Origin of the sequence: Caballeronia jiangsuensis (genome assembly GCF_046030135.1) — a bacterium.
GTDB lineage: Bacteria > Pseudomonadota > Gammaproteobacteria > Burkholderiales > Burkholderiaceae > Caballeronia > Caballeronia jiangsuensis.
Genome location: NZ_JAQQDB010000010.1, coordinates 178,587 through 198,792, shown reverse-complemented (window position 1 = coordinate 198,792; position 20,206 = coordinate 178,587). Strand labels below are relative to the sequence as shown.

The 20,206-nt window shown below is 65.4% G+C and carries 19 protein-coding genes; 8 read left to right on the top strand and 11 right to left on the bottom strand.

The window, feature by feature from the left end; translation table 11 throughout:
* Positions 1-220: 220 nt before the first annotated feature.
* Together PQR08_RS13365 and PQR08_RS13360 are read right to left on the bottom strand one after the other, a co-directional pair.
* Positions 221-1,522: an ATP-binding protein gene (locus PQR08_RS13365; protein ID WP_238284873.1), complete on the bottom strand. Its 1,302-nt coding sequence runs from the start codon at positions 1,520-1,522 to the stop codon at positions 221-223.
* Positions 1,522-2,184, bottom strand: coding sequence for a response regulator (locus PQR08_RS13360; RefSeq protein WP_035497832.1), 663 nt, complete (start codon positions 2,182-2,184; stop codon positions 1,522-1,524). The genes PQR08_RS13365 and PQR08_RS13360 overlap by 1 nt, the downstream gene beginning before the upstream one ends.
* Positions 2,185-2,436: 252 nt before the next feature.
* On the opposite strand from PQR08_RS13360, the gene dacB reads away from it, so the two are divergent.
* Positions 2,437-4,035, top strand: coding sequence for a D-alanyl-D-alanine carboxypeptidase/D-alanyl-D-alanine endopeptidase (gene dacB / locus PQR08_RS13355; protein ID WP_408161392.1), 1,599 nt, complete (start codon positions 2,437-2,439; stop codon positions 4,033-4,035).
* 257 nt (positions 4,036-4,292) lie between these two features.
* Positions 4,293-5,399, top strand: coding sequence for an SGNH/GDSL hydrolase family protein (locus PQR08_RS13350; RefSeq protein ID WP_238284882.1), 1,107 nt, complete (start codon positions 4,293-4,295; stop codon positions 5,397-5,399).
* A gap of 92 nt (positions 5,400-5,491) precedes the next feature.
* On the opposite strand, the gene PQR08_RS13345 is transcribed toward PQR08_RS13350, so the two are convergent.
* From PQR08_RS13345 to PQR08_RS13305, 9 genes are all read right to left on the bottom strand, one after another.
* Entirely contained in the window at positions 5,492-6,523 is a 1,032-nt protein-coding gene (locus PQR08_RS13345; RefSeq protein WP_408161391.1) for an L-threonylcarbamoyladenylate synthase, read from the bottom strand.
* An 18-nt stretch (positions 6,524-6,541) separates the two neighbouring features.
* Positions 6,542-7,729 carry a 5-(carboxyamino)imidazole ribonucleotide synthase gene (locus tag PQR08_RS13340; protein WP_238209864.1) on the bottom strand — a complete coding sequence of 396 codons (1,188 nt, stop codon included), beginning with the start codon at positions 7,727-7,729 and terminating at the stop codon, positions 6,542-6,544.
* Positions 7,730-7,795: 66 nt separating this feature from the next.
* Positions 7,796-8,317, bottom strand: a complete 522-nt coding sequence (gene purE, locus PQR08_RS13335) for a 5-(carboxyamino)imidazole ribonucleotide mutase (RefSeq protein WP_187607596.1) — start codon at positions 8,315-8,317, stop codon at positions 7,796-7,798.
* Positions 8,318-8,369: 52 nt separating this feature from the next.
* Positions 8,370-9,260 (bottom strand): phosphoribosylaminoimidazolesuccinocarboxamide synthase, encoded by an 891-nt coding sequence (locus PQR08_RS13330; protein WP_187607595.1) that lies wholly within the window; start codon positions 9,258-9,260, stop codon positions 8,370-8,372.
* Positions 9,261-9,411: 151 nt separating this feature from the next.
* Entirely contained in the window at positions 9,412-10,476 is a 1,065-nt protein-coding gene (gene fba, locus PQR08_RS13325; RefSeq protein WP_408161390.1) for a class II fructose-bisphosphate aldolase, read from the bottom strand.
* A 173-nt stretch (positions 10,477-10,649) separates the two neighbouring features.
* A complete protein-coding gene (pyk, locus tag PQR08_RS13320; RefSeq protein WP_408161389.1) occupies positions 10,650-12,452 on the bottom strand; it encodes a pyruvate kinase in 1,803 nt (600 codons plus the stop codon).
* 4 nt (positions 12,453-12,456) lie between these two features.
* Positions 12,457-13,647, bottom strand: coding sequence for a phosphoglycerate kinase (locus PQR08_RS13315; protein ID WP_408161388.1), 1,191 nt, complete (start codon positions 13,645-13,647; stop codon positions 12,457-12,459).
* 394 nt (positions 13,648-14,041) lie between these two features.
* On the bottom strand, positions 14,042-14,365 hold the full coding sequence (locus PQR08_RS13310) for an AzlD domain-containing protein (protein ID WP_187607593.1): 324 nt from the start codon (positions 14,363-14,365) through the stop codon (positions 14,042-14,044).
* Complete coding sequence (locus PQR08_RS13305; protein ID WP_408161400.1) at positions 14,362-15,129, bottom strand: AzlC family ABC transporter permease; 768 nt, start codon at positions 15,127-15,129, stop codon at positions 14,362-14,364. Before PQR08_RS13305 ends, PQR08_RS13310 begins: the two co-directional genes overlap by 4 nt.
* Before the next feature lie 347 nt (positions 15,130-15,476).
* Here PQR08_RS13305 and PQR08_RS13300 point away from each other — a divergent pair, with 347 nt between their 5' ends.
* From PQR08_RS13300 to PQR08_RS13275, 6 genes are all read left to right on the top strand, one after another.
* A complete protein-coding gene (locus tag PQR08_RS13300) occupies positions 15,477-16,397 on the top strand; it encodes a branched-chain amino acid transaminase (RefSeq protein WP_187607592.1) in 921 nt (306 codons plus the stop codon).
* Positions 16,398-16,462: 65 nt separating this feature from the next.
* Positions 16,463-16,660 carry a zinc-finger domain-containing protein gene (locus PQR08_RS13295; protein WP_008351333.1) on the top strand — a complete coding sequence of 66 codons (198 nt, stop codon included), beginning with the start codon at positions 16,463-16,465 and terminating at the stop codon, positions 16,658-16,660.
* 128 nt (positions 16,661-16,788) lie between these two features.
* A complete protein-coding gene (waaF, locus tag PQR08_RS13290) occupies positions 16,789-17,862 on the top strand; it encodes a lipopolysaccharide heptosyltransferase II (protein WP_035497822.1) in 1,074 nt (357 codons plus the stop codon).
* Positions 17,863-18,053: 191 nt separating this feature from the next.
* Positions 18,054-18,500: a nuclear transport factor 2 family protein gene (locus PQR08_RS13285; protein WP_238209855.1), complete on the top strand. Its 447-nt coding sequence runs from the start codon at positions 18,054-18,056 to the stop codon at positions 18,498-18,500.
* Positions 18,501-18,541: 41 nt separating this feature from the next.
* A complete protein-coding gene (locus PQR08_RS13280; protein ID WP_408161387.1) occupies positions 18,542-19,615 on the top strand; it encodes a YheT family hydrolase in 1,074 nt (357 codons plus the stop codon).
* A gap of 6 nt (positions 19,616-19,621) precedes the next feature.
* Positions 19,622-20,206 (top strand): DUF2946 family protein, encoded by a 585-nt coding sequence (locus PQR08_RS13275; protein WP_371880149.1) that lies wholly within the window; start codon positions 19,622-19,624, stop codon positions 20,204-20,206.

Genomic DNA, 20,206 nt, shown 5'->3' with positions numbered 1-20,206 from the left:
TGCGGCTTGCTTCTACTGCTGCACTGCGTAGAACTCACTGCATTACTTCGAACTGCGTTGCTACTACTTCAACTTCAACGTCTTTACTGCGACCTTCCAACTGCTGCTTCCTGCTCCAGACCACTCAAACAACAAGAGCGATATTAGTGATCGGGAACGCTCGATCGAAGAAGATAAGTCCGAAAGATCTGCCGCGAAGAGAAACCATTCGAACGCGGCATCAGAACGTCACGATGACCTTGAGCCCGCCCGCTTCCGATTGTCCGAGCGACACCGCCGCACCGTGCTGAACCGCGATGCGACGCACGATCGCGAGCCCGAGCCCGCTGCCCGCCACGTCGGTGCGCGCGCGATTCGCGCCCTCTCCCACACGATAGAACCGGTCGAACACGCGTTCGCGTTCTTCTTGCGGAATGCCCGGCCCGGTATCGGAGATTTCGACGACCGAACGCCCGTCCCGCATCATCAGGCAGACGTCCACGCGTCCACCTTTGGGCGTGTACTTCGTCGCGTTATCGATGAGATTGTTGAACATCACGCGCAGCGAATCCGCATCGCCCTTCACGGTCGCCGGCTCGCTCGCCTCGATGCCGAGATCGACGCCGCGCTCCTGCGCGACCAGCACGCAACCGCGCACGCAAGCTTCGAGCAGTTCCCGCAGATCGACTTGCGTCTCGACGCCCTTGCCGTCCGGCTCCGATCGCGCGAGCGCGAGCAATTGCTCCGCGAGCCGCGTGGCGCGCGCGATGCCTTCATGCAGATCCCCAAGCGCCTCGCGGCGCGTTTCGTCGTCCTGCGCGCGCGCGACGAGCTGCGCCTGAATCTGCACCGCCGCGAGCGGCGTGCGCAGTTCATGCGCGGCATCGGCGACGAAGGCTTTTTGCGTATCGAGCGCAGCCGACAGCCGCGAAAGCAGCGCATTCAACGCGCGCACGACCGGCCGCACTTCCTGCGGCAGACGTTGATCGGAGAGCGGATCGAGCGCCTCGGGATGACGCGTATCGAGCGCGCGCGTCACGCGTTGCAAGGGCGCGAGGCCGAGCCCGACGATCACCCAGATCGCGAGCCCGAGCAGCGGCAGCAGCAGCACGAGCGGCCACAGCGTGCGCCACGCGACGCCCGCCGCGACGCGATTGCGGATCGACAGCGGCTGCGCGAGCTGCACGACGTTGTCGCCGACGATCGCGCTATACACGCGCCATTCGCCGCGCGGCGTGGATTCGGTGGAGAAACCCAGTTCGGCGTGCGGCGCGAGCGGCACGCGCGGATGCGAGTAGTACATCAGCACGCCGTTGCGATTCCAGATCTGGATGACGACGCCCTCGTCGCTCTCGCTGCGCGAACTCAGCACCGAAGAAAACGGCTCGGACGGCAGCGCGGCCGCGATCTGCTGCAACTGGTAATCGAAGAGTTCGTTGGCTTCCGCGAGCGCCTGCCGGTAGATGAGCCATCCTGCAAAGCCCACGCCGACGATCACGAGCGCGAGCAGCCAGATCAGCAATTGCCGGCGGATCGACCGCATCAGGCGTCCTTCGCGACCATGTAGCCGAGGCCACGCACGTTGCGGATGAGATCGGCGCCGAGCTTCTTTCTCAGCGAATGGATATACACCTCGACGGTGTTGCTGCCGATTTCCTCGCCCCAGCCGTAAATCTTTTCTTCGAGCTGGCTTTTCGACAGCACCGCGCCGGGCCGCGCCATCAGCGCTTCGAGCAGCGCGAACTCACGCGCCGACAGCGATACCGGCGCGCCCGCGAGCGTCACCTGATGTCCGACCGGATCGAGCGTCAGCTCACCGTGCCGCACGAGCGACTCGCCCCGCCCCGCGTGCCGGCGGATGAGCGCACGCATGCGCGCGCCGAGTTCGTCGAGATCGAAGGGCTTGACGAGGTAGTCATCCGCGCCGGCGTCGAGCCCTTTCACGCGATCCGCGATGGCGTCGCGCGCCGTGACGATCAGCACCGGCAGCGAGTTGGCGCGCGCGCGCAATGTCTTCAGCACGTCGAGGCCGTCGCGTTTGGGCAGACCGAGGTCGAGCAGCATCAGGTCGTAAGACTCGCCCGTGACTGCGGTCAGCGCGGCCTCGCCGTCCTGCACCCAGTCGACTGCGAAGCCGTCCGCGCGCAGCGCCTTGCGCACGCCTTCGGCAATCATCCGGTCATCTTCGACAAGCAGGATTCGCATGGCACATGTCTGTTCGTGGTTACATGGGCAGCCTCAAAGCCGCGACCCATTGTAGCCGCGCAGGCTCGCCACAGGCTTAAACGGGACTTAACCGCGCGGCTCGTCCACTTTCGGAAGACAACGACGTGTCGCGCCCGATTCCGCATCGCCCGGCGATTTTCCATCCGTACGATTTCCGCAAGGCAGCTTGTCTACAATAGCCGCTTCCCGCGCGCCGCCGCCCGTCATCAGCCCCAATAACAACGCTCGTCCATGCCGCCTGTTTTTCGTTCCGTGTCCTCCCGTCTCTCTTCGTTCGCGCTCGCCGCAGCCTTCGCCTGCATCGCGCTCGGTCATATTCCCGATGCAAATGCGCGCGGTGGCGGCTCGAAGGCCGATTCGCAAGGTCACGCGCCGCAGCGCGCGGCAATCGGCGGGGCCAAGTCGAAGCGCGCGAAGGCCGAGCGCGCCGCGAAGGCGAGCGTGCCCGCCGGTCCGCTGCCCGCATCGGTGATGACGGCGCTCGCGCATGCGCACGTGCCGCTTTCGTCGATGAGCGTCGTCGTGCAGCGCGTCGGCGCGCCGGTGCCGCTCGTCTCCGTCAACGCGAACGAGCCGATGCTGCCCGCCTCGACGATGAAGCTCGTCACCACCTACGCCGGCCTCTCGATGCTCGGCCCGGACTATCGCTGGAAGACGACCGCGTATGCCGACGGCGAAGTCGATGCAAAGGGCGTCCTGCACGGCAATCTGTATATCCAGGGCACCGGCGATCCAAAGCTCGTGCCGGAAGAACTGATCGATCTCGTCGAGCAGGTGCGCAAGAACGGCATCACGGGCATCGACGGCGCGCTCGTGCTCGACAAGCGCTACTTCGACGCCTCCACGCGCGATCTGCCCGCCTTCGACAACGACGACTCCGCGCCCTACAACGTCGGCCCGGACCCGCTGCTGTACGCATTCAAGTCGCTGTCCTTCACGCTGACGCCGAGCCCCGACGGACAAGTCTCCATCGACGTGCTGCCGCAACTCGCGCAGTTGCAGATCGACAACGAACTGCGCGTCACGCGCGGCGCGTGTACCGGCTCGCTCCAGGCGGCGTCGCCGAGCGTCGCGCAGACGCAGGGCGGCTTCGTGCAGGCATCGTTCATCGGCGACTATCCGTTGCGTTGCGGCTCGCGCACGGTGAACGTCGCCGCGCTCGATCACTCGACGTTCTTCGCGGGCGGCTTCCTCGCGCTCTGGAAGCAGGCGGGCGGCACGTTCCAGGGCGCGACACGCGAAGGCGCGACGCCGTCGAATGCGCGGCTCGTCGGCACGCATCGGAGTCCGGTGCTATCGGACGTCGTGCGCGACATCAACAAGTTCAGCAACAACGTGATGGCGCGCAACCTGTTCCTCACGATCGGCGCGGCGCAAGCGAAGCCGCCCGCGACGACCGCGAAATCGGCAACGGCGATCCAGGCGTTCCTGAAGCGCAGCGCCCTGCCGATGAGCGGCTTGACGCTCGACAACGGCTCGGGTCTTTCGCGCGATGAGCACATCTCCGCGAGCTCGCTCGCCGATCTGCTGATGGCGGCGAACGCGAGTCCGGTCGCGCAGGTGTTCGTCGAATCGCTGCCCGTCGCGGGCGTCGACGGCACGATGCGCAACCGCCTCACCAATGCGGGCGCGCTCGGCAATGCGCACATCAAGACCGGCACGCTGCGCGACGTGCGGGCGATCGCGGGCTACGTCGGCGCGGCGAACGGCGAGAGCTATGTCGTCGTGAGCTTCATCAACGATCCACGCGCCGAAGCCGCGCGCGCCGCGCACGATGCGCTGCTCGAATGGGTCTACGAAGGCGCGCGCAAGCCGGGCGCGGCGGATTGAACGGCGCTCGCGGTATCGGCTGAGCGCGCCGCTCCCAGGCACGGACGCCCGAAGGGACCGAAGATTTCTTCTACGAAGTGACACCCGGGAAGATGCGCGCGGCGTGTACGCTGTCGGGCACGCCGCTGGCCCGGTGCGGGTGCGCATCGGGGCGGGCGTGCGGCATCGCTTAAACTCGCAGGTACGCGGCGTGCGGACCGCACAAGGTCAGGCGCCGCAATCGAACTAGAAAACACCGAAGAAGGGAGACGAGGTCCATGAAGAAGCAACGCTCGACGCGCGCCGCACTGGTGCGCTTTGCCCAAGTCGCGACGGCCAGCGCGGCCTTTGCCCTGATCGCCGCGTGCGGTGGCGGCGGCGATGACAACAATTCCACGCCAGCGGGCGGCGTGAAGCTGCAGGTCGTTTCGTTCGGCGACAGCCTTTCCGACGTCGGCACGTATGCGCCGGTCGCGGCGGCGAACTTCGGCGGCGGCCGGTTCACGACGAATCCGGGTCAAGTCTGGGTGCAGAATGTCGCGCAGTATTACGGCGATACGCTCACGCCCGCGATGACGGGCGGCTTCGGCACGCCACCTGCCACGCAGGCGGGTCTCGGCTATGCGCAGGGCGGCGCGCTCGTGACGAATCCGATCGGGATCAATCACGTGTCGAACGATCCCGCGAACTACACGGGCGCACTCACGGTGCCGATCGTTCAACAGGTGCAGAACTATCTCACCGCGCACGGCAGCTTCAATTCGAATCAGCTCGTGATCGTCAACGGCGGTGGCAACGACATCCTCTATAACTTCCAGCTGGCCGTGGCCGGCGCGATCACACCGGCACAGGCGAGCGCGGCGATCGGCAAAGCGGCAATCGACCTCGCCGGCGTGATCGGCAAAGTCCTGCAGAGCGGCGCGACGCATGTACTGGTGTCGAACGTGCCGGACATCGGCACCACGCCGCAGGGCATGATGAGTTCGGCCGCCAATCGCGCGCTGCTCTCACAGGCATCGGCTGGCTTCAATCAGGCGCTTGCGGCAGCGCTCACGCAGTCGGGACTGATGTCGAAGGTGATCTATCTGGACATCGTGCCGGTGCTCGCCAATGTCACGGCGAATTTCCAGCAGTTCGGCTTCACCGTGTCGAACACCGGGACGGCCTGTAATCTGCAAGCGATGGCTGCGGCGGCGCAGAAGTTCGGCGAGCCGAATCCGCAAGCGTTCGCCACCTCGCTGTTCTGTTCGCCGGAGACCCTGACCGTCGCGGGTGCGGACCAGACGTATATGTACGCGGACACCGTGCATCCGACGACGCACCTGGGTGCGCTCTATGCGCAGGCGGCGGAGCAGGTGGTTGCGAAGTCCGGGTTGGGGAAGTAAGCGTACGAAGCGCTGCGCGAAAAGCAAACCGCTCGGTCGAATCGGCCGAGCGGTTTTGTTTTGGCGCTTCCGAAAGAACGTTCAGCGACGCGTCACGCTTCCTCTTCGAACGCCGCCGCCGCCCTCCCCAGCCGATCGTTCACCGCGACCCATTCCACCGTCTCCGGCAGTTTCTCGATCAGAATCCGCTCGACATTCGCCCGATCCAGCGCACGCAACAAGCCATACAAGTTGCGCGCATAAGTCTGCGGATCTTCCGGCGCGGCGACGAAATGCACATGTCCCGCATGCGCCCATTCGCCCGCGCTCGACGGTCGGGCCACCAGCGCAACTCTTTCGCCACGCGATCGATCGAACGCCGCGAGTAACGGCTCGATCGACGCAAACGGCAACAGCGCCAACGGCGTGCGCGGCGCGTAGTGCGCCTTCAGCGTCCCCGAGGCGCGCGGCGCCGTGGCATCCGATCCGTCCGGCAGCCTCGGCGCAATACCGATCACGTCCGCGATCTGCCGCGGACTCACATGCCCCGGCCGCAGCAGCGCCGGAAACCCGCGCGACAGATCCAGAATCGTCGATTCGATGCCGACATCCGCCGCTCCGCCATCGAGCACATGCACCGCGCCGCCGAACTCGTCGCGCACGTGCTGCGCGGTCGTCGGACTGACGTGACCGAAGCGGTTGGCCGAAGGCCCCGCGACGCCGCCCTGTTTGCCGGTGCCCTTCCGCCGCTCATGAAACGCCGAGAGCAGTTGCTGCGCCACCGGATGCGATGGGCATCGTACGCCCACCGAATCCTGGCCGCCGCTGACCGCCGCCGGAATATGCGCCGCGCGCTTGAGAATCAACGTCAACGGGCCGGGCCAGAAGGCATCGATGAGCTTCTGCGCGTCGGCGAGCAGCTCACGCACCCAGTAGCCCGGATCGGCTTCGGGCGCGAGGTGCACGATCACCGGATGATTCGCCGGACGGCCCTTCGCAGCATAAATACGCGCGATGGCATCCGGATTTTCGGCGTCGCCGCCGAGCCCGTAGACCGTCTCGGTCGGAAACGCGACGAGTTCGCCCGCGTCGAGCAAGGCGGCGGCTTCGTCGATCTGCGCCGCGCTCGGATAGATGATGGTCATTGCTTCTACTACAAAGGCTCAGTCGAGCGTGATATGCAGCATGCGCGCACAGTCGCGCGCCGCCGTGCGCGCTTCCTCGAGCGTCGCCGCCGTGAAGTTGATGTGGCCCATCTTACGGCCCCGGCGCGCATCTTCCTTGCCGTACAGATGCAGCCGCGCGGCCGGCATCGCCGCGACTTCCGTCCATGCGGGCGAGCGGGCCTTGTCGCCGTCGAACCAGATATCGCCGAGCAGGTTCAGCATCGCGGCGGGCGAATGCTGGCGCGTATCGCCGAGCGGCATGCCGGTCATCGCGCGGACCTGTTGCTCGAACTGGCTCGTGGCGCAGGCATCGACCGTGTAGTGGCCGGAATTGTGCGGACGCGGCGCCATTTCATTGGCGATGAGCGTGCCGTCTTCCAGCACGAAGAATTCGACGCACAGCACGCCGACATAGCCGAGCTTCGCGGCGATGGTGAGCGCCGCGTCCTGCGCCTGCGCGACGAGCGAAGCCGACGCATCGGGCGCGGGCACGACCGTCTTCGCGAGAATGCCGTTCACGTGCACGTTCTGCGCGAGCGGGAACACCGCCGACTTGCCGTCGCCGCCGCGCGCGATCAGCACGGACACTTCGTACTTGAGCGGCATGCGCTTCTCGAGCACGCACGGCACGCCCGACAGCGACGCATACGCGTTGCGCACGTCCGCGACGTTGCGCACGCTGACCTGTCCCTTGCCGTCGTAGCCGAGACGCGCGGTCTTGAGAATGCCCGGCAGCACCGCCGCGATCTTTTCGTCGGGCAGCGCGGCGAGCGCCTGCGGCGATTCGATCACGACATGCGGCGCGACCGGCACGCCCGCTGCCGCGATGAAACGCTTCTCCGCGACGCGATCCTGCGCGATCGCCACGCAGCCCGCGGCCGGACTCACGAATGTGCACGACGCGAGAAATTCGAGGCTCGCGGACGGCACGTTCTCGAATTCCGTCGATACCGCCGCGCACAGGCGGCCGAGTTCGGTGAGCGCGGCGCGGTCGTCGTAGGCGGCGCGGATGTGGCGATCCGCGACGGCGCCGGCGGGGCTCGTCTCGTCCGGATCGAGGACGGCGACGCGATAGCCCATCGATTGCGCGGCGAAGCAGAACATGCGGCCGAGCTGGCCACCGCCGACCATGCCGAGCCATGCGCCCGGCAGGATGGGAGAGATCGGGGAATTTTGTGGGTTCATCGTGGGCTTGGGTGGCTGGCTGTGGGCATCAGCGATTGCGCGACGCGCGGTCTGCGCGCGGGGTCATCAAAGCGGCGGCAGCGCCATGTCCCGCGCCGCCTGATTCTGCTTCACACGGAAAGCGGCCAGCGCGTCGGCGTATTTCGCGTCGGCGACGCTCAGCATCGACACCGCGAACAGCGCCGCGTTCGCCGCGCCCGCCTCGCCGATGGCGAAGGTCGCGACCGGCACGCCCTTGGGCATCTGCACGATCGAGTGCAACGAATCGACGCCCTTCAGATACTTGCTCGCCACCGGCACGCCGAGCACCGGCACGGTGGTTTTCGCGGCCAGCATGCCCGGCAGATGCGCCGCGCCGCCCGCGCCTGCGATGATCGCGCGCACGCCGCGCTCACGCGCACTTTCGGCGTACGCGAACATCTCGTCCGGCATGCGATGCGCGGAGACGACTTTCGCCTCGTACGGCACGCCGAATTCCTGAAGCATCGCGACGGCGTGCTTCATCACGTCCCAGTCGGAGCTGGAGCCCATCAACACGCCGACGAGCGGCGCTTCGTGCGTGTGGGCGCCGGTCTGTACTTCGCTCATTCCTTTTCCCTTGAAATGCGCGTGCCGCTTCCCGGAAGCGGCACGTATCGAATTACGACAAAGTCTTGCCAGTGAGACGCTGCAATGCTTCCTGATACTTTTCCGACGTCTTCGCGATCACGTCGTCGGGCAGCTTCGGCGCGGGCGGCTCCTTCTTCCACGGTTGCGTTTCGAGCCAGTCGCGCACGAACTGCTTGTCGAAGGACGGCGGATTCGTGCCGACCTGATAACCGTCGGCGGGCCAGAAGCGCGAGGAATCCGCGGTCAGCACTTCGTCCATCAGATACAGCTCGCCCTTGTTGTCGAGACCGAACTCGAACTTCGTATCCGCGATGATGATGCCGCGCGTCGCCGCGTACTCGGCCGCTTCCTTGTACAACTGGATGGAGATGCGCTTGATCGTCGCCGACAGCTCGGTGCCGATGCGGCGTTCCATCTCATCGTAGGTGATGTTTTCGTCGTGATGACCCATTTCGGCCTTCGCCGCGGGCGTGAAAATCGGCTCGGGCAGTTTCTGCGCATTCTGCAGGCCCGGCGGCAGCTCGACGCCGCACACCGCGCCCGTCGCTTGATAGTCCTTCCAGCCGCTGCCCGCGAGATAACCGCGCACCACCGCTTCGACGAGAATCGGTTCGAGCCGCTTCACGACGACCGCGCGGCCCGTCACCTGCCCGACTTCATCGGCGGCGACGACGGTCGAAGGATCGATGCCCGTGTTGTGGTTCGGCACGATGTGACCGAGCTTCTCGAACCAGAAATCGGCCATCGTGTTCAGCACGCGGCCCTTGTTCGGAATCGGCTCGCCCATGACGACATCGAATGCGGAAAGGCGGTCGGTCGTAACGATCAGGAGCTTGTCCTGACCGACTGCGTAATTGTCGCGGACCTTGCCGCGGCCGAGCAGCGGCAGCGATTTGATCGTGGATTCGTATAGCGTGGACATCGTCATGTACCGGAAGGGTTCTGAAATGGTGAACGCCGCACTTTGCCTTCGAGCGCGGAAAGAGAGAAAAAAAGCGAACGGGCTCCGAACCCGGAACCCGTTGATTTTACTTTACAAATAACGCCTGGCTCAGATCAGGCTTATTTCGCGCTCATTTGACGATCTGCGCGAGCGCGCCGGACTTGTAATTCTCGGCGATCTTGTCGAGTGAAACCGGCTTGATCTTGCCCGCCATGCCTTCGCAACCGAACTGCATATAGCGCTGACGGCAGATTTCCTTCGCCGCTTCGCGCGCGGGCTTGAGGTAATCGCGCGGATCGAACTTCGACGGATTTTCGAACAGATAGCGGCGGATCGCGCCGGTGATCGCGAGGCGCAGATCGGTATCGATGTTCACCTTGCGCACGCCGTGCTTGATGCCTTCCTGAATCTCTTCGACCGGCACGCCGTAGGTTTCCTTCATGTCGCCGCCGAACTCGCGGATCTCGGCGAGCAGTTCCTGCGGCACCGACGACGAACCGTGCATCACGAGGTGCGTGTTCGGAATGCGCTGGTGGATTTCGCGGATACGGTCGATGGCGAGGATATCGCCCGTCGGCTTCTTCGAAAACTTGTACGCGCCGTGCGACGTACCGATCGCGATTGCCAGCGCATCGCACTGCGTCTGCTTCACGAAGTCGGCGGCCTGCTCGACGTCGGTCAGAAGCTGCTCGCGCGTCATCGTGCCTTCGGCGCCGTGGCCGTCTTCCTTGTCGCCCTTCATCGTTTCGAGCGAGCCGAGCACGCCCAGCTCCGCTTCGACGGTGACGCCGATCGAATGCGAAAACTCCACGACCTGCTTCGACACCGCGACGTTGTATTCGTACGACGCGACGGTCTTGCCGTCGGCTTCGAGCGAGCCGTCCATCATCACGCTGGTGAAGCCGGAGCGGATCGCGGCCATGCACACGGCCGGCGACTGGCCGTGATCCTGATGCATCACGACCGGAATATGCGGATACGACTCGACGGCCGCTTCGATCAGATGGCGCAGGAACGCTTCGCCCGCGTACTTACGCGCGCCGGCGGACGCCTGCATGATGACGGGCGCGTTCACTTCGTTCGCCGCCGACATGATCGCCTGCACTTGTTCCAGATTGTTGACGTTGAATGCCGGGAGGCCGTAGCCGTGTTCGGCCGCGTGATCCAGCAGTTGACGCATTGATACGAGAGGCATTGTGGTGAAACTCCATGATGTGAAACGAATTCTGCAGCGCGCTCGATTCCGCTCTCGGGCGGTTTTCGGCTTTATCGTTGCGTGGACTGACGCATCGCTCTGCGTCGTCTTGCGCGCTTGATGAGCGCCCGCCGCTGCTCGCGCGGCGGGCGCTCCGGACTTCCCGAAAACGCTTAGAAGTGATCGCCCACACGCACGATCTTCAGCGTGTTGGTGCCGCCCGCCTGACCCATCGGCTCGCCGACGGTGAGCACGACCATGTCGCCGCGCGCCGCATAGCCCTTCGACACGACCACTTCGAGCGCCTGATTCAGCGCGGTGTCGCGGTCCATGTTGGTATCGACGTGCAAAGGCGTCACGTTGCGGTACAGCGACATCGTGCGCTCGCTCGACACGCGCGGCGTCAGCGCGAAGATCGGCACGTGCGTCCAGTGACGCGACATCCACAGCGCCGTCGAGCCGGATTCGGTCAACGCGACCACGGCCTTCGCGCCCAGGTGATACGCGGTGAAGAGCGCGCCCATTGCGATGGACTGGTCGATGCGCGTGAACGTGCGGTCGAGGAAATCGCGATCGAGCTGCGACTCCTCCGACTTCTCCGCTTCGACGCAGATGGCCGCCATCGTTTCGATGGTCGTCACCGGATACTTGCCCGCTGCGGTCTCGGCCGAGAGCATCACGGCGTCGGTGCCGTCGAGCACGGCGTTCGCCACGTCCGACACTTCCGCGCGCGTCGGCACGGGCGCGTGGATCATCGATTCCATCATCTGCGTGGCGGTGATCACGAGCTTGTTCGACTCGCGCGCCATGCGGATCATGCGCTTTTGCAGCGCCGGCACCGCCGCGTTGCCCACTTCCACCGCGAGATCGCCGCGCGCGACCATAATGCCGTCCGATGCGTCGAGAATGCCCTGCAACGCCGGAATCGCTTCGGCGCGCTCGATCTTCGCGATCATCTTCGGCTTGATGCCGTACGGCGCGCCCGCGATGTTCGCGAGCTGACGCGCCATTTCCATGTCGGTTGCGTTCTTCGGGAACGACACCGCCACGAAATCCGCGCCGAGCGACATCGCCGTCTTGATGTCCTCCATGTCCTTCTCGGTCAGCGCGGGCGCGGTGAGGCCGCCGCCCTGGCGGTTGATGCCCTTGTTGTTCGAAAGCTCGCCGCCGACCTTCACCGTCGTGTGGATTTCCTCGCCGATCACGCGCGTCACGTCGAGCACGATGAGACCGTCGTTGAGCAGCAGCACGTCGCCGGCGCGCAGGTCGCGCGGCAGATCCTTGTAATCGAGGCCGCAGCGTTCGTTGTTGCCGAGCGGGCAGTTGGCGTCGAGGATGAACGGATTGCCCGCGACGAGCATCGTCTTGTTGTTCTCGAACTTGCCGACGCGGATCTTCGGGCCTTGCAGGTCCGCCATGATCGCGACTTCGCGGCCCACCTGACGCGCCGCGTCGCGGACGATTTCGGCGCGCTGGCGGTGGTCGTCGGCGGTGCCGTGCGAGAAGTTGAAACGTACGACGTCGAGACCCGCCTGCAGCATTTGCAGCAGGATGTCAGGGCTCGTGGAAGCCGGGCCGATGGTGGCAACAATCTTTGTAGCGCGATGCATGGAATTCCTCGTCTCAGTAGGATCGCCCGTAACTACGCTGCGAGCACGTTGCGCTTGCGGCGAGGTGTTGCTCACCGGTTGCGCGCGCGCGCCGGATCGTGCCGGCGTCGCTTTGTCTATATCTTTCAGGGCATGGGCGGGCAGGCCGCCGATGATGACCGGAGGCGTCGGCGGCACTGCGGCCGCGGCTTCGCCTTCGGGTGATGCCTGATCGGGTTGAGCCGCTTCCGCGATCGCCAGCGCTGCTTCAGCGGCGGCATCGAGCGCGCCGCTGTCGATCACGTCCTGCGTCACTTCGTCTTGCGCGCCGCCGGCTGCTTGCGCGCCCTTCTTTCCTGCTTTCGCCGGATTGCTTCGGGCCGTCAACGCCTTAAGCCCGCGACTCGAGCACTTCCACCGCGGGCAGCGTCTTGCCTTCCAGGAACTCCAGGAACGCGCCGCCGCCGGTCGAGATGTAGCTCACCTTGTCGGCGATGTTGTACTTCGCGATGGCCGCGAGCGTGTCGCCGCCGCCCGCGATCGAGAACGCCGACGAACTGGCGATCGCCTGCGCGAGCGTCTTCGTGCCGTTGCCGAACTGGTCGAACTCGAACACGCCGACCGGGCCGTTCCAGACGATCGTGCCGGCCGTTTCGAGCTGCGCCGCGAGCGCCTTGGCCGTATCCGGGCCGATGTCGAGGATCAGGTCGTCGTCGGCGACATCCGCGACGGGCTTGATTTCCGCCTTCGCGGTCGGCGCGAATTCCTTCGCCGTCACGACGTCGCTCGGAATCGGCACCGATGCGCCGCGCGTGCGCGCCTGCTCGATGATTTCCTTCGCTTCGTCGACGAGATCGGCTTCCGCGAGCGACTTGCCGATCTTGAGACCCGACGCCAGCATGAACGTATTCGCGATGCCGCCGCCGACGATCAATTGATCGACCTTCTCGGCGAGCGACTTCAGAATGGTGAGCTTGGTCGACACCTTCGAGCCCGCGACGATCGCGACCAGCGGGCGCTTCGGGTTGCCGAGCGCCTTGCCGAGCGCGTCGAGTTCGGCGGCGAGCAGCGGGCCCGCGCACGCGACAGGCGCGTACTTCGCGATGCCGTGCGTCGTGGCTTCGGCGCGGTGCGCGGTGCCGAACGCGTCGTTCACGTAGACATCGCAGAGCTTCGCCATTTTCTGCGCGAGGGCGTCGTCATTCTTTTTCTCGCCCTTGTTGCAGCGGCAGTTTTCCAGCAGCACGACGTTGCCCGGCTGGACCTGAACGCCGTCGACCCAGTCGGCGACGAGCGGCACGTCGCGCCCGAGCAGTTCCGACAGGCGCGCCGCGACCGGCGCGAGCGAGTCTTCCGGCTTGAACTGGCCTTCGGTCGGACGGCCCAGGTGGGACGTGACCATCACGGCCGCGCCCGCGTCGAGGGCGGCCTTGATCGCCGGGACGGAGGCGCGCACGCGCGTGTCTTCGGTGATGTTGCCGTTATCGTCTTGCGGCACGTTGAGATCCGCGCGGATGAACACACGCTTGCCGGAGACTTTGCCTTCGGCGATCAGATCGGTGAAACGCAGTACTTTCGTCATGGGAGTCAACGTAGGTAAAGAAGCGGTTCGGGCGGGGACGGCCGTCGGGGCGGCCGGTTCGTGGAGTCGCCGCGTGCGGGCCGCCGGGCAGGACGGCTCGCGCGCGGATCAGGCTGGAGGCGAAGGCCGCGCGGTGAAGCCGAACGCGCGTGCCGGAAGCGGAAAAAAGGGATCGGACAGATGAATCCGGAGATGTGCGCGAAGCGCGCTCGGGCGCGTGCACGCAGCCGGGAGCGGCGGATTGGAAAATCGTAGCGCGGTGACTGCCGGACACACTTTCGACCTCGCTCACTCGGGAAAGACCATCATTTTAACCGATCGCCTTGACGGCTTTTAGCGGGCAATCGTTGATGACGCGTATTTGGCGACGACGCATTCATCACGCGCGGCGACTTCACACCGCGAGCCGCAGCAGCGTGAACACGAGCATGCCGACGGCGATCGTGCCCATCATGCCGCGCCGCCACAGGTAGTATGCGAGCCCGGCCGCCGACGCCCATAGCGCATGATTCGACAGCGCGAGCGAAATGCCCGTGGACGTCTCCAGCAGATCCGGCACGACGACGCCCGCGAGCGCCGCGGCCGGCGCGTAGCGCAGCACGCGCTGCACGCGCGGCGGCAACACCATGCGCTCGCCGCCGATCAGAAAGAGCGCGCGCGTGACCGCGGTGACGAGGCCCATACCGAGAATCGCGAGCCAGACGTGCAGCGCGCTCATCGGAGGGGCCTCGTGGCGGCGGGCTTGTCGTCCTTGTTACCGGCGACTGGCTTCGGCCCTGTACGTTCCGCGATCACGTCCGCGAGCGTACCCGCGAGCAACGCCGCGAACACCGCGAGCGGCAGGCCGAAGCGATACGGCAGATCGAACGCCAGCAGCGCGACGACACTGGCGACGGCGACTGCCGCGAGCGTCGAGCGCGTCGCGATCGCCGAAACGATGAGCGGAATCAGCGCGAGCGTGCCGGCGAGTTCGAGACCCCAGTTATCGGGAATCAGGCTCGCGAGCAGAATCCCGATCACCGACGAGCTCTGCCACGACAACCAGCTCGACACCGCCAGCCCCCAGAAGAACGCTTCCTTGCCGGGCTGCCAGCCGACCGGAAAATTTCGCTTCGAAAACATCAGATAGATGATGTCGCCGTTGAAATAGCCGAGCACCAGACGGCGCTTGAGCGGCAGATAGGCGAAATGCGGCGCGAGCCCCGCGCTGAAGATGACGAAGCGCAGATTGACCATCGCGGCGGTCAGGAGAATGGTCCAGAGCGGCAGCTTCGCGGCGAAGAGCGGCAGCACCGCGAGTTGAGACGAGCCCGCGTACACCGCGAACGACATGCCGAGCGCCTGCGGCACGGTCAGCACGGACTTCGTCATCGCGATGCCGGTCACGAGACCCCACGAGAACGTCGCCAGGACGGCGGGCGAGAAGGTGCGCACGCCCTCGAAAAACGCGCGGCGATTCGTGTCTGACAGCCGGTCGAGCATGAGCGAATGCGAGGCGAACAGGACAACCCGTGATGCCATTGCGCGGCCTCGATCGATTGCGCGATGGATCGGGAAAAACCGGGAAAATCGGGAATGGTGAGCTTCGCCGTTTCGTTCCGCTATTTTTCAGCGGACGGCGAAAGGCAAATTATAGCGTCGTGAAAGGCGCTCCAAGATCGGTTTCGTCGCGAAAAGACGCTAAAATGACGGTCTTTCGCTGCCTTTGCGCCCTCGCCGCGCGTCTTCCCCACGGAATCCACGCAAGAAAGCGCGCCGGGCGCCGCTGCCTTTCAGAACGCGGGCGGCCTGCCGAAACCCACTTGAACCGAGACAGCTAGGAGAACCGTATGTCAATGGCCGACCGCGACGGCAAGATCTGGATGGATGGCAAGCTCATCGACTGGCGTGATGCCAAGATCCACGTTCTGACCCACACGTTGCACTACGGCATGGGCGTTTTCGAAGGCGTGCGCGCGTACAAGACCGCACAGGGCACGGCCATCTTCCGCCTGAAAGAACACACGAAGCGCCTGCTGAACTCGGCAAAGATCTTCCAGATGGACGTCCCGTTCGACGCCGCCACGCTCGAAGCCGCGCAACTGGAAGTCGTCAAGGCGAACAACCTGGAAAGCTGCTACATCCGCCCGATCATCTGGGTCGGCTCGGAAAAGCTCGGCGTTTCGGCCAAGGGCAACACGATCCACGTGGCCATCGCCGCTTGGCCGTGGGGCGCGTACCTCGGTGAAGACGGCCTCGCGAAGGGCATCCGCGTGAAGACGTCGTCGTTCACGCGCCATCATGTGAACGTGTCGATGGTGCGCGCGAAGGCTTCCGGCTGGTACGTGAACTCGATTCTCGCGAATCAGGAAGCCGTCGCCGACGGTTACGACGAAGCCCTGCTGCTGGACGTGGACGGTTACGTGTCCGAAGGCTCCGGCGAGAACTTCTTCCTCGTGAACAACGGCAAGATCTACACGCCGGACCTGGCGTCGTGCCTCGACGGCATCACGCGCGATACCGTCATCACGCTCGCGCGCGATTTCGGCATCCCGGTCATCGAAAAGCGCATCACCCGCGACGAGGTCTACACCTGCGACGAAGCGTTCTTTACCGGCACCGCCGCCGAAGTCACGCCGATCCGCGAGCTCGACAACCGCACCATCGGTTCCGGCGCGCGCGGCCCGATCACGGAAAAGCTGCAAAGTGCGTTCTTCGACGTCGTCGGCGGCAAGAACGAGAAGTACGCGAGCTGGCTCGCGAAGGTTTAATCGACCTCATGCGACGCGGCGGGCCGAACGCTCGCCGCGCGCTGGACATCTGACAAGAGATAGCAATGAGCGACCTGAAGGAAATGCCGCTGGTGGAATTGTCGGCGAAGGACCTGCCCGCCTTCTGCCCGAACCCGAAAATGCAGCGCTGGAGCACGCATCCGCGCGTGTTCATCGACGTGACCCACGGCGAAGCGCGCTGCCCGTACTGCGGCACGCGCTACAAGCTGAAAGACGGCGAAGTGCTCAAGGGCGGCCACTGAAAGCCGCCGGGCGCCGGCCGCGCCCTGATCGTTTGCGCCGCGCAGCATCGGCGCACGTCAACCCACACCAATCGACGGCCCGCCCCAAGGCGGTGGGCCGCGTTTATTTTGAGATCGGATAACGAAAGATGCGCCGTGCGCTGGTTATAGCACCGAACTGGATCGGTGACGCATTGATGGCGCAGCCGCTCTTTACGCTCTTGCGCAAGCTCCATCCGCGCATCGCGATCGATGCCGTCGCGCCCACCTGGGTCGCGCCCGTGCTGGAACGCATGCCCGAGATCCGCGATGTCTACGCGACGGACCTCGCCCACGGCAAGCTGCAACTGCTGCGCCGCTGGCAGCTCGCGAGCGATTTGCGCGATGTCGGCTACGACGCCGCCTACGTGCTGCCCAACTCCGTCAAATCCGCGCTGATTCCGTGGATGGCGGGCATCAACTTGCGCATCGGCTACAAGGGCGAGAGCCGCTACGGGCTCTTGAACGTGCGCCACGCGAATCCGCCGAAGACCGAGCGCCCCCCGATGACCGCGCATTACGCCGCGCTCGCCTACACGCCGGGCGCGAAGCTGCCGTTCGTCGACAGATTCGCCCAGCCCGAAGCGGCCGCGGCGCCCGACGCGCAGACGCTTCCCGTGCCGCGTCTCGAATCCGATCCGAACGAGGCCGCGCGCGTCTCGACGCGCTTCGATCTCGACACGCGCGCGCCGCTCGTCGTGTTTTGTCCGGGCGCGGAATACGGCCCGGCCAAGCGCTGGCCGCCGGAGCATTTTGCGTCGCTCGCGCAGTTCATCGCGCAGTCGTTCCCGTATGCGCGCATCATCGCGCTCGGCTCGAAGAAGGACGCGCCGATCGCGCAGGCCATCGCGGAGCGCGCGCCGATGGTCCGCAACCTGTGCGGCCAGACCTCGCTCGGCGAAGCGTGCGCGCTCATTTCTCGGGCAAGCGCGGTCGTCACCAACGATTCCGGCCTGATGCACGTCGCGGCCGCGTCGCGCCGGCCGCTCGTCGCGGTCTACGGCTCGACTGATCCGCGCCACACGCCGCCCTTGTCCGATCTCGCAAAGGTACAATGGCTGCATCTTGAATGCAGTCCGTGCTTTGCCCGCGAGTGTCCGCTCGGCCATCTGAACTGCTTGCGCGAACTCTCGGCCGAACAGGTCTTCGGCGATCTGCGAGGGATGCTGCTCGCGCATCGTTGATGTTGCGCTCACGCGTCAAAACGCGTGTCCAACAAGACGGTTTCCAGCCGTGTGTGCGGGTGCGGACACGCGAATGTCTCCGAACGGGGGCATGCTTTGACCAATGACCGATGCAGCGCGCCGTTCCGTTGCCTGCCGCCATCAGCGGCTTCGAGCGGCGCGCAGCACCGAATGCCAGAGACCCACGAGCCATGCCACGTTTCGCCCGCCTCTTCGAAGCCGCCGCCGATACTCTCAACGCTTACTATCAGGCAGTCGCGGACAACAGCATCGACAGTGTGATGTCGCTGTGGATCGACGAGGATTTCGCCGCCTGCGTCTGCGCGGACGGCACGCATCTGCACGGGCTGGAAAGCATCCGCGCCGGTCTCGGCAAGCAATTCGAAACGCAGGCGGTGACCATCGAGCCGCTCGATATCCGCGTGTACGACAGCCTGGGCACGGTCGTTTATGCGATCGCCGAGGCGCATCAGCCGGCCGCGCCGGCGAGCGTACCGCGCATGATCTACACGACTTACGTGATGGTTCACGAGCGCGGCGAATGGCGCATCGCGCATATTCACGCGAGCGAGATGCCGATGGAAACGGCGGGCCAGTTCGCGGCGAAGCTGCGTCATGGTCAGGGACCGCTGCACTGAAGACTTGAAGCGCTGAAGAAGACGTCTGTCGGGGAGGGGCCATGAAGCGCGATCCGTTGTTGAAACACGATTCGTCATTCGTGGACAAAGCGCCTGCCGTAGCACTGAAGGCAACCGCGCGCGTGCCGGGGCTGCCGGGCGCGGACTGGCTCTATAACGCGCCGCGCTGGCTGCCGACGAGCCATGCGCAGACCATCGTCCCAGCTCTGTTCGGCCGCAAGCCCGCCGTGAGTTATCGCCGCGAGCGCTGGAACACGCCCGATGGCGATTTCATCGATCTCGATTTCCTCACGCACGATCCCGGCGACGAACCCGCCGCGAACGCCCCGCTCTTCGTGCTCTTTCACGGCCTCGAAGGCAATTCCGACTCGCACTACGCCCGCACGATGATGGCCGCCGCCCGCGCGCGCGGCTGGCACGGCGTCGTGCCGCATTTTCGCAGTTGCAGCGGCCCGCTCAACCTGCTGCCGCGCTTCTATCATCTCGCGGACAGCGCCGAAGTCGACTGGATCCTGCGTCGGCTCGCGCAATCGCATCCCGGGCCGATCGTCGCGGCGGGCGTATCGCTCGGCGGCAACGTGCTGCTGCACTGGCTGTGCAAAAACGGCAAGGATGCGTCGATCGTCAGTGCCGCCGCGGCCATCTCCGCGCCGCTCGACGTCCACGCGGGCGGCCTCGCGATCTCGCGGGGTTTCGGCATGGTCTATACGCGCAGCTTCCTGAAGTCGCTGAAGAAGAAGGCGCTCGCGAAGCTCGGCCAGTATCCCGGTCTTTACGATCGCGACGCCGTGCTCGCCGCGCGCACGCTATACGAGTTCGACAACGTCGTCACCGCGCCGCTGCACGGCTTTCGCGACACCAATCACTATTGGTCGACGGCGACCATCCGCGCGCATCTGAAGCACATCGAAGTGCCCGCGCTGCTATTGAACGCACGCAACGATCCGTTCCTGCCCGAGTTCGCGCTGCCTTCGGTGGCCGAAGTGTCGGCGCGCGTGACGCTCGACCAGCCGAATCACGGCGGGCACGTCGGCTTCATGACGGGGCCGTTTCCCGGCCGGATCGACTGGCTGTCGCTGCGGGTGTTCGGCTATCTGGAGAACTTCGTTTCGTGAACCATCATGGATGAAATCGTCAGGCAGGCGCTCGCCAAATGGCCCAACGTTCCGCATTGCACAGGCTGGCTGCTGCTCGACCGGCGCGGCCAGTGGCGCATGCGCGACGACGCCGCGCAGGCAGCCGGCGAACTCGGCACGCCGATCCGGCATGAAGCGCTGCTGGGCTTCATCAATCGCAACTACGAGAGCGATGCCGACGGTCAGTGGTTCTTCCAGAACGGACCGCAGCGCGTGTACGTAGAACTGGCGTACACGCCGTGGATCGTGCGCCTGCACGCGGCGGACGGCGCGTTGCGCCTGACCGATCAGGCCGGGGCGTCGTTCGGGCCTGCGCACGCGTTCATCGACGACGAAGGCGGCATCCTCTTTTCCGACGACGCATCGCCCGCGCGCGTGGCCGCCCTGCACGATCACGATATCGAAGTGTTCGCGAATCACGCATCGCTCGACGATGCGGGCAAGGGCGGCGTGTTCCATTGGCGCGATGGCGTCGATCTGCCCGTGCAGCCGATCGCGCGCGCCGACGTCGCGACGCGCTTCGGTTTCGTGGCGAGTCCCGCCGACCGCGCCGCCGCGAAGAAAGACTGA

Excerpts from the sequence above, each read along its gene's own strand:
- PQR08_RS13330 (WP_187607595.1), bottom strand. The coding sequence starts at position 9,260 with ATGTCCACGCTATACGAATCCACGATCAAATCGCTGCCGCTGCTCGGC.
- purE (WP_187607596.1), bottom strand. The coding sequence starts at position 8,317 with ATGAGCGAAGTACAGACCGGCGCCCACACGCACGAAGCGCCGCTCGTC.
- fba (WP_408161390.1), bottom strand. The coding sequence starts at position 10,476 with ATGCCTCTCGTATCAATGCGTCAACTGCTGGATCACGCGGCCGAACAC.
- PQR08_RS13305 (WP_408161400.1), bottom strand. The coding sequence starts at position 15,129 with ATGCTCGACCGGCTGTCAGACACGAATCGCCGCGCGTTTTTCGAGGGC.
- PQR08_RS13275 (WP_371880149.1), top strand. The coding sequence starts at position 19,622 with ATGGATGAAATCGTCAGGCAGGCGCTCGCCAAATGGCCCAACGTTCCG.
- PQR08_RS13350 (WP_238284882.1), top strand. The coding sequence starts at position 4,293 with ATGAAGAAGCAACGCTCGACGCGCGCCGCACTGGTGCGCTTTGCCCAA.
- PQR08_RS13285 (WP_238209855.1), top strand. The coding sequence starts at position 18,054 with ATGCCACGTTTCGCCCGCCTCTTCGAAGCCGCCGCCGATACTCTCAAC.
- dacB (WP_408161392.1), top strand. The coding sequence starts at position 2,437 with ATGCCGCCTGTTTTTCGTTCCGTGTCCTCCCGTCTCTCTTCGTTCGCG.
- PQR08_RS13300 (WP_187607592.1), top strand. The coding sequence starts at position 15,477 with ATGTCAATGGCCGACCGCGACGGCAAGATCTGGATGGATGGCAAGCTC.
- PQR08_RS13295 (WP_008351333.1), top strand. The coding sequence starts at position 16,463 with ATGAGCGACCTGAAGGAAATGCCGCTGGTGGAATTGTCGGCGAAGGAC.
- PQR08_RS13310 (WP_187607593.1), bottom strand. The coding sequence starts at position 14,365 with ATGAGCGCGCTGCACGTCTGGCTCGCGATTCTCGGTATGGGCCTCGTC.
- PQR08_RS13345 (WP_408161391.1), bottom strand. The coding sequence starts at position 6,523 with ATGACCATCATCTATCCGAGCGCGGCGCAGATCGACGAAGCCGCCGCC.
- PQR08_RS13315 (WP_408161388.1), bottom strand. The coding sequence starts at position 13,647 with ATGACGAAAGTACTGCGTTTCACCGATCTGATCGCCGAAGGCAAAGTC.
- PQR08_RS13365 (WP_238284873.1), bottom strand. The coding sequence starts at position 1,522 with ATGCGGTCGATCCGCCGGCAATTGCTGATCTGGCTGCTCGCGCTCGTG.
- PQR08_RS13280 (WP_408161387.1), top strand. The coding sequence starts at position 18,542 with ATGAAGCGCGATCCGTTGTTGAAACACGATTCGTCATTCGTGGACAAA.
- PQR08_RS13360 (WP_035497832.1), bottom strand. The coding sequence starts at position 2,184 with ATGCGAATCCTGCTTGTCGAAGATGACCGGATGATTGCCGAAGGCGTG.
- waaF (WP_035497822.1), top strand. The coding sequence starts at position 16,789 with ATGCGCCGTGCGCTGGTTATAGCACCGAACTGGATCGGTGACGCATTG.
- PQR08_RS13340 (WP_238209864.1), bottom strand. The coding sequence starts at position 7,729 with ATGAACCCACAAAATTCCCCGATCTCTCCCATCCTGCCGGGCGCATGG.